11 protein-coding genes are annotated in these 12,496 nt (G+C 68.7%); 7 read left to right on the forward strand and 4 right to left on the reverse strand.

All coding sequences use genetic code 11. From position 1 onward, the window contains the following. Positions 1-83: 83 nt before the first annotated feature. Entirely contained in the window at positions 84-965 is an 882-nt protein-coding gene (gene rfbA / locus ORV05_RS30530; protein ID WP_268755372.1) for a glucose-1-phosphate thymidylyltransferase RfbA, read from the forward strand. A 22-nt stretch (positions 966-987) separates the two neighbouring features. Here the strand turns inward: rfbA and htpX are convergent, their stop codons facing one another. Next, on the reverse strand, positions 988-1,848 hold the full coding sequence (gene htpX / locus ORV05_RS30535; protein WP_268755373.1) for a zinc metalloprotease HtpX: 861 nt from the start codon (positions 1,846-1,848) through the stop codon (positions 988-990). A gap of 276 nt (positions 1,849-2,124) precedes the next feature. On the opposite strand from htpX, the gene ORV05_RS30540 reads away from it, so the two are divergent. After that, positions 2,125-2,997: an LLM class F420-dependent oxidoreductase gene (locus ORV05_RS30540; protein WP_268755374.1), complete on the forward strand. Its 873-nt coding sequence runs from the start codon at positions 2,125-2,127 to the stop codon at positions 2,995-2,997. 39 nt (positions 2,998-3,036) lie between these two features. Here ORV05_RS30540 and ddaH read toward each other — a convergent pair whose 3' ends face one another. Continuing rightward, positions 3,037-3,867, reverse strand: coding sequence for a dimethylargininase (gene ddaH, locus ORV05_RS30545; protein WP_268755375.1), 831 nt, complete (start codon positions 3,865-3,867; stop codon positions 3,037-3,039). A 73-nt stretch (positions 3,868-3,940) separates the two neighbouring features. On the opposite strand from ddaH, the gene ORV05_RS30550 reads away from it, so the two are divergent. The 4 genes from ORV05_RS30550 (at position 3,941) to ORV05_RS30565 (ending at position 8,287) form a co-directional block, all read left to right on the forward strand. Then, positions 3,941-4,387: an Lrp/AsnC family transcriptional regulator gene (locus ORV05_RS30550; RefSeq protein ID WP_268755376.1), complete on the forward strand. Its 447-nt coding sequence runs from the start codon at positions 3,941-3,943 to the stop codon at positions 4,385-4,387. 21 nt (positions 4,388-4,408) lie between these two features. Beyond that, positions 4,409-5,173 carry an enoyl-CoA hydratase gene (locus ORV05_RS30555; protein ID WP_268755377.1) on the forward strand — a complete coding sequence of 255 codons (765 nt, stop codon included), beginning with the start codon at positions 4,409-4,411 and terminating at the stop codon, positions 5,171-5,173. Positions 5,174-5,321: 148 nt separating this feature from the next. Then, positions 5,322-7,223: a 2-oxoacid:acceptor oxidoreductase subunit alpha gene (locus ORV05_RS30560; RefSeq protein ID WP_268755378.1), complete on the forward strand. Its 1,902-nt coding sequence runs from the start codon at positions 5,322-5,324 to the stop codon at positions 7,221-7,223. Beyond that, positions 7,220-8,287, forward strand: coding sequence for a 2-oxoacid:ferredoxin oxidoreductase subunit beta (locus ORV05_RS30565; protein WP_268755379.1), 1,068 nt, complete (start codon positions 7,220-7,222; stop codon positions 8,285-8,287). Before ORV05_RS30560 ends, ORV05_RS30565 begins: the two co-directional genes overlap by 4 nt. 305 nt (positions 8,288-8,592) lie before the next feature. Here the strand turns inward: ORV05_RS30565 and ORV05_RS30570 are convergent, their stop codons facing one another. After that, positions 8,593-9,729, reverse strand: coding sequence for a sunset domain-containing protein (locus ORV05_RS30570; protein WP_268755380.1), 1,137 nt, complete (start codon positions 9,727-9,729; stop codon positions 8,593-8,595). 85 nt (positions 9,730-9,814) lie between these two features. After that, positions 9,815-10,834, reverse strand: coding sequence for a polyprenyl synthetase family protein (locus tag ORV05_RS30575; RefSeq protein ID WP_268755381.1), 1,020 nt, complete (start codon positions 10,832-10,834; stop codon positions 9,815-9,817). 419 nt (positions 10,835-11,253) lie between these two features. Here ORV05_RS30575 and ORV05_RS30580 point away from each other — a divergent pair, with 419 nt between their 5' ends. After that, complete coding sequence (locus ORV05_RS30580) at positions 11,254-12,477, forward strand: IS110 family RNA-guided transposase (RefSeq protein ID WP_268759824.1); 1,224 nt, start codon at positions 11,254-11,256, stop codon at positions 12,475-12,477. The last annotated feature ends 19 nt before the right edge of the window (positions 12,478-12,496 follow it).

The raw sequence follows: 12,496 nt of genomic DNA on the forward strand, positions 1-12,496 counted from the left end.
TTTACATACATACTGCATGTATGTAAATACTCCCGCTAGGGTGGGCTCGGAAGGCGCGAGGCCGACTGAGGAGGAGCCGCGGGATGAAGGGGATCGTGCTGGCGGGGGGCAGCGGGACGCGCCTGCATCCGATAACTCAAGCCGTGTCCAAGCAGTTGCTCCCGGTGTACGACAAGCCGATGATCTACTACCCGCTCTCGGTGCTCATGCTGGCCGGGATCCGGGAGATCCTGATCATCTCCACCCCCGAGGACCTGCCCAGCTTCCGCCGCCTGCTCGGCTCCGGCGATCAGTACGGCCTCACCTTCGACTACGCCGAGCAGCCCAGCCCCAACGGCCTTGCCGAGGCGTTCCTGATCGGCGCCGACTTCATCGGCGATGGCGACGTCGCGCTCGTCCTCGGCGACAACATCTTCTACGGGCAGGGTTTCTCCGAGCGGATGCAGCGCGAGGTGTCCTCTTTGGACGGCTGCGTGCTGTTCGGCTACCCGGTCAAGGACGCGCAGCGCTACGGCGTCGGCGAGACGGACGCCGAGGGCAGGCTGGTCTCCATCGAGGAGAAGCCCGAGCGGCCGAAGTCGAACAAGGCCATCACCGGCCTGTACTTCTACGACAACAACGTGGTCGACATCGCCCGCGAACTGCGGCCCTCCTCGCGCGGCGAGCTGGAGATCACCGACGTCAACCTCACCTACCTGCGGCAGGGCCGGGCCAAACTGGTGGACCTCGGCCGCGGTTTCGCCTGGCTCGACACCGGTACGCACGATTCACTGCTGGAGGCGGGTCAGTTCGTGCAGGTGCTCGAACACCGCACCGGGGTGCGCATCGCCTGCCTGGAAGAGGTCGCGCTGCGGATGGGTTACATCGACCCCGACCAGTGCCTGGCCCTGGGCATGAAGCTCTCCAAGTCCGGCTACGGCGACTACGTGGCCGCCGTGGCTCGCGCGGCGGGCGCCACCGGCTGAGCCACCAGCCGAGCCACCGAGGTCAGCGGCCCCGGCGCGCCATCTCCTCGAGCCGGGCGATGCGGTCCTCCATCGGCGGGTGGGTGGAGAACAGCCTCGACAGGGACTCGCCCGGCCGGAACGGGTTGGCGATCATCAGATGCGACTGGGCCACCAGCTGCGGCTCGGGCACCAGCGGCGCGCGCCGCGTCCCCTCGGCCAGCTTGCGCAGCGCCGAGGCCAGCGCCAGCGGGTCACCGGTGAGTTCGGCGCCGGAGGCGTCCGCCTGGTACTCCCGCGACCGGCTCACCGCCAGGCGGATCACCGCGGCGGCGATCGGGCCGACCAGGATCAGCAGCAGGGAGACGAACGGGTTGCCGCCCTCGCGGTCGTTCCCGCCGAAGCCGATGAACATCGCGAGGTTCGCGAGCACGCTGATCACACTCGCCAGTGCCCCCGCCACACACGAGATCAGGATGTCCCGGTTGTAGACGTGGGACAGTTCGTGACCCAGCACCGCGCGCAACTCGCGCTCGGTGAGCAGGTCGAGGATTCCGGTGGTGCAGCAGACGGCCGCGTGCCGCGGGTTCCGCCCGGTGGCGAAGGCGTTCGGCGCCACGGTCGGGCTGAGGTAGAGCGCCGGCATCGGCTGGCGGGCCGAGGTGGCCAGCTCGCGCACGATCCGGTACATCACCGGCTGCTCCGCTTCCGAGATCGGACGAGCGTGCATGGCCCGCAGGGCCAGCTTGTCGGAGTTGAAGTACGTGTAGGCGTTCATGCCGAGCGCGATCGCCAGGCCGACGAACAGGGCGGTACGGCCGAACAGCGAACTGATCGCGATGATGAGGGCACTCAGCAGGCCGAGCAGCAGCGCGGTCTTCAACCCGTTCTGATGCCTGTGCACTTGACCTGCGCCTCCCTCGAGCAACACACCCGATTTCTGAACGTGCCGGCGAGCCGGGAAAGTTCCACGATGATTGTGGTCCGGGCGGGCGCGGGCGACCAAGACCGAACTCGTCACGTCCCGTTCTCCCTGGTGACGCCGCGCGACGAAAGCGCAGGTCGGCCGGTGACACCCGGCCGGTGAATTCGGTCACCACCCGCGGGCAGGAGTGAGGTGCGGTCACCGCGGGTATAGCGCCGGAAACACTTGAACAACAAATCGGACCGGAAGGCGCTCATGAAACTCGGTTTGCAGATTCCGGACTTCACCTGGCCGGGCGGCTCGGCCAGGCTCGGCGCCGATCTCGCCGAGGTCTCCCGTGCCGCCGACGCCGCGGGTTTCGAGTACCTCGCCGTAATGGACCACTTCTTCCAGATCCAGGACGTGGGCCCGGTGGAGAACGACATGCTCGAGGCCTACACCACGCTCGGCTTCCTCGCCGCGCACACCGAGCGGGTCACCCTGCTCACCGTCATCACCGGCGTCATCTACCGCCAACCCGGCGTGCTGGCGAAGGCCGTGACCACGCTCGACGTGCTGTCGGGCGGGCGGGCGATGCTCGGCATCGGCGCGGGATGGAACGAGGAGGAGTCCCGCGGCCTCGGCTTCCCCTTCCCGCCCATGAAGGAACGCTTCGCGATGCTCGAAGAGGCGCTGCGCTACGTCCGGCAGATGTGGTCGGACGACGACGGCCCGTTCTCCGGCGACTACATCCACGCCGAGCGGCTGCTGAACGTGCCGCAGGCCCTGTCCAAGCCGCATCCCCCGATCATGGTCGGTGGCGGCGGGGAGAAGAAGACGCTGCGGTTCGTCGCCCGGTACGGCGACGCGTGCAACATCTTCGACGGCCCGGATCTGCCCCGCAAGCTCGACGTCCTGCGCGCCCACTGCGAGGCCGAGGGTCGCGACTACGACGAGATCACCAAGACCGCGTACCACACCCTCGACATCGGGGCGAACGGGGAAAAGGCCGAGGAACTCAAGACCGAACTCCGGCGCCTCGCGAGCCTTGGCGTGGACGCCGTGATCGGCTCGGTGCCCGGCATGCCGGACACCAGGCTGCTCGACTTCTTCGCCACGGACATCATTCCCGAGGCCGAGGGCTACTGACTCCACTGTCCATTCCGGACATTGGCGGTCGTGGTGTCCCTACTTGCGGATTTCCAGGGTGCAGCACTTGGGGCCGCCGCCCCCCTTGCGCAGTTCGGACAGCTCCACCGGCACCGGTTCGTAACCGCGGTCGGCGAGGCGCTCGGCCAGCGCCGCGGCCTCCGCGGGGAGCACGACGTGACGGTTGTCGGAGACCCCGTTCAGCCCGAAGCACTCCGCGTCGGCGTCGGTGGCGATGACCGCATCGGGGAACAACCGGGCCAGCACGCGCTGTGAACCGGGCGAAAACGCCGGGGGGTAGTAAGCGATTTCCCCTGGCGAGTCGTCGGTCGCCTCGCTGAGCACGAACAGGGCCGTGTCCAGGTGGTAGAAGCGCGGGTCGACCAGCCGCAGGGACAGCACCGGCACGCCGAACACCTCCTGCGCCTCGGCGTGCGCCTCCGGCTCGGTGCGGAAGCCGGTTCCCGCCAGCAGCAGACGGCCCGTCCAGGCGAAATCGCCCTCCGCCTCGTTGATCCGTGACGGCATGGTGATGTCGGGGTAGCCGTGTCCGGTGAACCAGCGACGGTAGTGCTCGGCCTCGGGTGCCCGCTGCGGGGCGCGGAAGCGCGCGCCGAGCACCCGCCCGCCGAGGACGAGACCCGAGTTGGCGGCGAAGACCATGTCGGGCAGGCCGGGCTCCGGCTCGATCTCTTCGACGGTGTGCCCGAGCCTGCGGTAGGTGTCGCGCAACCCGGCCCACTGCGCCAGCGCGCGTTCCCGGTCGACCGGGGTTTCCGGGTCCATCCAGGGGTTGATCGCGTAGTCGACGGCGAAGTAGCGGGGTGGGCACATGAGGTATCGGCGGGTCAGGGGTACCCGAGTGGTCATACATTCAAGGTATGGGGCGCCCAGGCGGCTATCAATCGTTCTTTCTTGTGGGAATACCTGCTAAACATTGCGTGTGAACCCTATCGATCAGCGAATCGTTTCGTGCCTGGTTGCCAACGCGCGGTCCAGCTACGCCGAGATCGGCAAGGTCGTCGGCCTGTCCGCCCCGGCGGTGAAACGCCGGGTGGACCGCCTGCTGGAGACCGGGGTCCTGCGCGGGTTCACCGCGGTGGTCGATCCGGAGGCGCTCGGCTGGGGCACCGAGGCGTTCGTCGAGGTGCACTGCCGGGGCAACGTGTCCCCGGCGCGGATCCGGGCCCGGCTCGAACCGCTGCCCGAGGTGGTCGCGGCCTACACCGTCACCGGCGCGGCGGACGCGATCGTGCACCTGCGGGCGGCGGACATCGGCCAGTTGGAGACCGCGCTGGAACGGGTGCGCGGCCTGGAGATCGTCGACCGCACCGTTTCCACCGTGGTGCTGTCCCGTCTACTGGAACGACCGCCTACGCCGGGAACCTGACCCCCGGGACATGATGGGGGTATGACGGAACGGATTCTCGCCGAGCGCAGGGGCAAGGTCGCGGTGATCACCGTCGACGCCCCGGACCGGCGCAACTCGCTCACCCTGGCGCTGTCCGGCGAACTCGCGGAGGCGGTGGCCGAGGCCGAGCGCGACACCGGGGTGCACGCGCTGATCGTCACCGGCACGCCACCGGCGTTCTGCGCGGGAGCCGATCTCACCGCCCTCGGCGAAGCGCAGGAGGAGGGACTTCGCGCGGTCTACGCGGGGTTTCTCGCGGTCGCGCGCTGCTCGCTGCCGACGATCGCCGCGGTCGGCGGTGCGGCCGTCGGTGCCGGTCTGAACCTGGCACTGGCCGCGGACGTCCGGATCGCCGGTCCCCGGGCGAAGTTCATTCCGCGCTTTCTCGAACTCGGCATCCACCCCGGCGGCGGATTCACCTGGATGCTGCAGCGGGCGGTGGGCGTGCAGCGCGCGCGTGCCATGGCACTGTTCGGTGAAACGCTCGACGCGACGGCAGCCGAACGGGCCGGTCTCACCATGCGGACGGTCGAGGGCGATCACGAACAGTTACTCGAAGCGGCGCTGGAACTGGCCGCCCCGGCGGCCGCGGCGCCCCGTGAACTGGTGCTCTCGACCAAGCATTCCCTGCGCCTGACCTTGGCTCTTACCGAGCACGCGGAGGCCGTGGAGACCGAGCTCGGTCCGCAGGTCGAGTCGCTGAATTCACCGGAGTTCGCCCTCCGTCTGGCGGCCATGCGGGCCGCCATCAACGACAGAAAGTAACTGTTACCATGAGTAGCAGGTAAGCCGGATCACAGGAAGAACCGCCGGATCAAAATCCCCAGTAAGGTGGAGGTATCGGCGGAAGTGCGCCCGGCACAAGGTGTTCTTCGCGGACACGACTAGTCGGGAGAGAGGGATTCCCTGACCTATGAGCACGAGTGCCAACGGCAACGGTGCGTTGTCGGCCACCCGTCCGACCGAGATCTCCAAGTTGGACCGGGTCGTCATCCGGTTTGCGGGTGACTCCGGCGACGGTATGCAGCTGACGGGTGACCGGTTCACCTCCGAAGCCGCAGCCTTCGGCAACGACCTGGCGACGCTGCCCAACTACCCGGCCGAGATCCGGGCCCCCCAGGGCACCATCCCGGGCGTGTCGTCGTTCCAGGTGCATTTCGCCGACTACGACATCCTGACCCCCGGCGACCGGCCCGACGTCCTGGTCGTGATGAACCCGGCCGCGCTGAAGGCCAACCTCGGCGACCTGCCGCAGGGCGCGACCCTGATCGTCAACACCGACGAGTTCAGCAAGCGGAACCTGACCAAGGTCGGCTACGCGTCGAACCCGCTCGAGGACGACTCGCTGTCCGCCTTCCAGGTGCACCAGGTCGCCATGTCGACCCTGACGCAGGGCGCACTGGCCGGCACCGGTCTCGGCAAGAAGGACGCCGAGCGCTGCAAGAACATGTTCGCCCTCGGCCTGCTGTCGTGGATGTACCACCGGCCCACCGAAGGCACCGAGCAGTTCCTGCGGGAGAAGTTCGCGAAGAAGCCGGACATCGCCGAGGCGAACATCCTGGCCTTCCACGCGGGCTGGAACTACGGCGAGACCACCGAATCCTTCGCCACCACCTTCGAGGTGGCCCCGGCGAAGCTCGCCCCCGGCACCTACCGCCAGATCACCGGCAACACGGCGCTCGCGTACGGGATCGTCGCCGCGGGCCAGCGGTCCGGGCTCACCGTGCTGCTCGGCACGTACCCGATCACCCCGGCCTCGGACATCCTCCACGAGCTGTCCAAGCACAAGAACTTCGGTGTGATCACCTTCCAGGCCGAGGACGAGATCGCGGGCATCGGCGCCGCGCTGGGTGCCTCCTACGGCGGCGCGCTCGGGGTGACCAGCACCTCCGGCCCCGGCATCGCGCTCAAGTCCGAGACCATCGGGCTCGGCGTGATGCTGGAACTGCCGCTGGTGGTGATCGACGTGCAGCGCGGCGGCCCGTCCACCGGCCTGCCCACCAAGACCGAGCAGGCCGACCTGCTGCAGGCGATGTTCGGCCGCAACGGCGAATCCCCGGTACCGGTCATCGCGCCGCAGTCGCCCGCCGACTGCTTCGCCGCGGCCGTGGAGGCGACCGAAATCGCGCTCAAGTACCGCACCCCGGTGATGATCCTTTCCGACGGGGCCAACGCGAACGGCTCCGAGCCGTGGCTGATCCCGAACGTGGAGGACCTGCCGGACCTGCGCGTGGAATTCGCCACCGAGCCCAACGCCAAGGACGGCTCGGCCGAGTTCTGGCCGTACGTCCGCGACCCCGAGACGCTGGCCCGCGAATGGGCGATCCCCGGCACCGCGGGCCTGCAGCACCGCATCGGCGGACTGGAAAAGGCCGACGGCAAGGGCAACATCTCCTACGACCCGGACAACCACGACCACATGGTCCGGTTGCGCCAGGCCAAGGTCGACGGTGTCGCGGTGCCCGACCTCGTGGTCGACGACCCGAGCGGGAACGCCCGCGTGCTGGTGCTGGGCTGGGGCTCCACCTACGGCCCGATCGGCGCGGCCTGCCGCCGGGTGCGCAAGCGCGGGCTGGCCATCGCGCAGGCCCACCTGCGCCACCTCAACCCGTTCCCGGCCAACCTCGGCGAGGTGCTGGCCTCCTACGACAAGGTCGTGGTGCCGGAAATGAACCTCGGCCAGCTCGCGCTGCTGCTGCGCGCGAAGTACCTGGCCGACGTCCACTCCTACACCAAGGTCGCCGGCCTGCCGTTCAAGGCCGAGGAGCTCGAGGCCGTGTTCACCGACATCATGAAGGGGGTCGTGGCAGCATGACGGCCATCGATCTGGGTCTCCCGGCCGTCACCGGCCTGGACCTCGTCCCGCACACCGACGAGCCGCAGAAGGCCAAGGACTACAAGTCCGACCAGGAAGTGCGCTGGTGCCCCGGCTGCGGGGACTACGTCGTGCTCAACACGGTGCAGTCCTTCCTGCCCACGCTCGGCCTCAAGCGCGAGAACATCGTGTTCGTCTCGGGCATCGGCTGCTCGTCGCGATTCCCGTACTACCTCAACACCTACGGGATGCACTCGATCCACGGGCGCGCCCCCGCCATCGCCACCGGCCTGGCCACCACCCGCCCCGACCTGTCGGTGTGGGTCGTCACCGGCGACGGCGACGCGCTCTCCATCGGCGGCAACCACCTGATCCACGCCCTGCGGCGCAACGTCAACCTCAAGATCCTGCTGTTCAACAACCGGATCTACGGGCTGACCAAGGGCCAGTACTCGCCCACCAGCGAGCCGGGCAAGGTCACCAAGTCCACCCCGATGGGCTCGCTGGACACTCCGTTCAACCCGCTCTCGCTGGCGCTGGGCGCCGAGGCCACCTTCGTCGCCCGTGCACTGGACAGCGACAAGGCCGGGCTGACCGAGGTGCTCACCGCGGCCGCGCAGCACCGCGGCTCGGCGCTGGTGGAGATCTACCAGAACTGCCCGATCTTCAACGACGGCGCGTTCGACGTCCTCAAGGACGCCGACCAGGCGGCGGAACGGATCATCCCGCTCAAGGCCGGGCAGCCCATCCGATTCGGCGCCGAGGGCGAGTACGGCGTCACCAGCAGCGGGTGGGGCGGACTGGAGATCGGCAAGGTGAGCGAGCTCGGCGAGGAGAACCTCATCGTGCACGACCCGTCGATCGACAGCACCTCGTACGCCTTCGCGCTTTCGCGGCTGGGCGACCAGCACCTCAACCACACGCCCACCGGGATCTTCCGGCAGGTCCAGCGCCCGACCTACGACGACCAGGCCCGCGCGCAGGTGGAACAGGCCCGCGAGGCCCGTCAGCCCGACCTGCAGGCCCTGCTCACCGGCAAGGACACCTGGACCGTCACCGCCTGACAGCGGGAAACGAAAACGGGGTCGTGAGGAGACCACCTCACGACCCCGTTGCCGTGAGGGGTCCGGCAAAGTCGTGTCGCTCGGCCGCGCGAGTCCCACCTTCCGGCGCTTGTGTCCCATGCTGGTGCGCGTGAGTTCCACGTTCGTGTGGGGTTGTGTGCCCCGAAGGTCGCCTTGAGGGTCAAAAATGCTCTCAAGGTCGCCTTGAGGGCAAGCGCTCCTCAGCCGAGGAGCGTCTGCCGACGGCTGCCGTGAGGGGACCCCTCACGGCAGCCGCTCGACAGGGCCCCGATTGACGCTCAAGGTCAGAGCGGGCGGAAGCCGACGCGCTCGGCGTCCGTTGGCGTGCGGAACCACACCTCGGCCACCATGCGGGCGAACTGCGGAGAATCCTCCGTGCAGTAGCGCAACGCGGTGACACTGGCCTTGACCGCGAAATCGTCGGCGGGCTTGCCACCGCCGGGCCGGGGCATCGCCGAACCGGGACCGAACGGGCCGGGCGGCACCGAACCCGACGAGAGGGAGCGGGACTCGCCCGCACCGCCGGCCGTGCTCACCGCAGGCTCGAACAGGGAGCCGCTGCGCCCCCTCCCCTCGGCGTCGAGTGGTTCGCGGCGCTCGATCGCGCGCATGGACGGCGGGCTCAGCTGCGGCATTTCGGTGCCCCTCGGCGGGGTCTTCGGCTGGCGCTTGGGCAGCAGGACCTGCGTCGACTCGACCGGCGTCTCCTCGTGGGCGACCGGAGCACTGTCCCCGCCGAAGGCGTAGGCGGGGGGTGCCGGCTCGACGGCCTCCTCCCGCTCGTCCAGCAGTCCGTGCCGCCCCGTCTGCTCCGGCGCCGGTTCGAACAGCGAGCCCGCCTCGTGGCCGGTGTCGAACAGGGATCCTGTCTCGCGGCCCGGCTCGAAGAGGGACCCGGCCTCCTTGCCGGATTCGAACAGCGAGCCCGATTCCGCCTGCTCGAACGGCGCGAAGACCGAGGTCTTCTCGGCCTCGGTCTCGGGTTCGGGCCGGTGCTCGGATTCGGGTTCCAGTGCGGAGGACACCGGCGAAGAGAACAAGGACCCGCCGGACTCGGCCTGCTCGGTGACCGGACTGCCGAAGCTGTCCCGTTCGTACCAGTGCGGTTGCGGCCCCGGTTCGGGCTGGGCGGGATAGTCGGCCGGGTGCTCCGGCTGGAATGGCTCCGGCTGGAACGGCTCGGGCTCGAAGGCACGGGTCGGCTCCGGCTCGGGCTCCGGTTCGAAGGTGCGGGTCGGCGCGACCCGCTGCTCCGGTTCCGGTTCCGGCTCCCGTGCCGGTGCGGCCTGCGCGGCGAGCAGCCTGCGTTCGAGGAGGCGGTTCCTGGCCTGCGCGGGGCGGACCAGCAGCAACCAGGTCAACAGCACACCGGCCGCGAACGCCAGCACGCTCCACAACCACACCTGTCCGAAGAGGGACATCGTGGGTCCTTTCTCTTCCTAACGCACCGGTAGCACTTTCAGTGACACCGGAACGCCTCGCTCATGACGCGATGAAGGGATCGCGTCAGCGCGTACGAGCGACAAGATAATCCGCGACCGACTCACAGGCGTCGCGTGCCGCCGAAGCGGGCAGCGCCGACAACTGCGCCCGGGCGCGCCGGGCGTAATCGGCCAGCGTAGCCGTCGCGCTGTCCAGGCCCTTCGAGACCCGAAGCAACTGGAGGGCCTCTTCGACCAGGTCATCGTCACCGATCGGCCCGGCCAGCAGTTCCCGCAGCCTCGGATCCGTTTTCGGGTCGGCGAGCGCGAACAACATCGGCAGGGTGCGCACACCCTCGCGGAGATCCGTGCCCGGCGTTTTGCCCGACTCGTGGGACGGCGAGGCGATGTCGATGACGTCGTCGGAGATCTGGAAGGCGGTGCCGATGATCTCGCCGAACCGCTGCAACGCCTCGACGTGTTCGGGTTCGGCCCCGGAGACCATGCCCCCGAACCGGCCCGCGGTCGCGATCAGCGAACCCGTCTTCTGCGCCACCACGCTCAGGTAGTGCTCGACAGGGTCCTCGCCGTCACCGGGACCGACGGTCTCCCGCATCTGTCCGGTGACCAGTTCACCGAAGGTCTCCGCGATGATCCGCGCCGCGTCCGTGCCCAGTTCCGACACCAGCCGGGAGGCGTGCGCGAACAGGAAGTCGCCGGTCAGGATCGCGATCGTGTTGTCCCAGCGGGCGTTGACGCTCTGCGCGCCGCGCCGCATGGTCGCCTCGTCCATCACGTCGTCGTGGTACAGGGTCGCCAGGTGGACCAGCTCCACGGCGGCCGCCGCGGTCACGACGCCCTCGTGGTTTCCCTTGCCGAACTGGGCGGCGAGCAGCGTGAACATCGGCCGGAACCGCTTGCCCCCGGCTTCCACCAGATGCGAGGCGGCTTCGTGGACCGCCTTGACGTCGCTCCGGGCCGTTTCGCGCAGCAGGTTCTCGACGTCGGCGAGTCCAGCGGCCAGCGTGCGCAGCAGTTGCTCATCGGCGATCCGCAGGCCCACGCTCGCGCGCAGATCCTCGATGGTGCCACTCTGAACCGACACTTCTCCCCTGCCCTCTCGCGCTCCGTACGGTCCTCACCAGCGTAATGGCAAGCAAGGACGGGTTGGCGCTCCGCTCGCCAAGGGCATCGGTGACGATCGTGACAGGCCACTCCCCGTAACCCGGGCAACCCCTCTGACCTGCGAAGTAGCCGTGAAGGGTCCCTAATGGGGTGTGTTCGGGCTGGTTTGGCAGGCTCGGATGTGGTGGCTGCTGGTGGGTGAGCACTTGTGGGTCCCGGGTTTGTTGAGATCTTCGTGAAGACCGTGCCCCTGCTGGTGGTGGAAGAGGTTGATCACTGAAGGGATGTCGTGCCGACCTGTGTGGTGTGAGCACTTGACCATTAGGCCGTTGATCTTCTTCCACGTGGCTGCCGGTGACTCGTTCGATACGGACTGGTGGTTGGAGGGTTGAGGGCGTGGTGTTGTTCGTGGGTGATGACTGGGCGTGTGATCACCATGATGTGGAGATCCAGGATGCGTCCGGGCGGCGGCTGGTCAGGGCCCGGTTGCCGGAAGGAGTGCAGGGGGTAGCGCGGCTGCATGAGTTGCTGGCGCGGTGGTTGCCCGCCGATGCCGAGCCGGACCAGGTGTTGATCGGGATCGAGACCGATCGGGGGCCGTGGGTGGCGGCGCTGGTCGCGGCGGGGTATCGGGTGTTCGCGGTCAATCCGCGGCAGGCGGCGCGTTCGCGGGAGCGGTTGGGGGTGTCGGGTGCGAAAAGCGACGCCGGGGATGCGCATGTGCTGGCGGATCTGGTGCGCACTGACGGGCACCAGTTGCGTGAGGTTGCCGGGGACAGTGACCTGGCCGAGGGGGTGCAGCAGCTGGCCCGGGCGCATCAGTCCCTGATCTGGGACAGGACCCGGCATCTGCTGCGGTTGCAGGCGGTGTTGCGGGAGTATTTCCCGGCCGCGCTCGAAGCGTTTGCCGACCTGGGGGCGCCCGAGGCGCTGGCCTTGCTGGCCAAAGCCCCGGATCCCGCGCGGGCGGCCAGGCTGTCCCGCGCGCAGATCACCAGTGCGCTGAGCAGGGCGGGCCGTCGTGACGTCACGGGCAAGGCCGAGGCGATCCGGGCGGCGCTACGCGCCCAGCATCTGGGGCGTGGCCCGGTCCTGACCGCCGCTTCCGCGGCGGTCACCCGCTCGCTGATCTCGGTGATCACGACCCTGACCAGCGAGATCAGTGAGCTGGAGGGCGAGGTGAAGACCCATTTTGGGAGGCACCCTGACGCCGAGATCTACCTGTCCCAGCCCGGTCTCGGACAGATCCTCGGCGCCAGGGTGCTCTCCGAGTTCGGCGACGACCCCGACCGCTACCGCCACGCCAAGGCCCGTAAGAACTACGCCGGCACCAGCCCCCTGACCATCGCCTCCGGCCGCAAAACCACCGTACGGGCCCGCTACGTCCGCAACGACCGCCTCATCGACGCCCTGATGCGCCAAGCCCAGTCAGCGTTGAAAGCCTCCCCCGGAGCCCGCACCTACTACGACCAACTCCGCACCCGCGGCCTCACCCACTACGCCGCCCTACGCCAACTCGCCAACCGACTCGTGGGCATCCTCCACGGATGCCTCAAAACCCACACCCCCTACAACGAAACCACCGCCTGGACACACCACCAACACGAGCAGACCGCCGCTTGACAAACAAAACCCAGGGATG

Origin of the sequence: Amycolatopsis cynarae (genome assembly GCF_026802195.1) — a bacterium.
Lineage (GTDB): Bacteria > Actinomycetota > Actinomycetes > Mycobacteriales > Pseudonocardiaceae > Amycolatopsis_E > Amycolatopsis_E rhizosphaerae.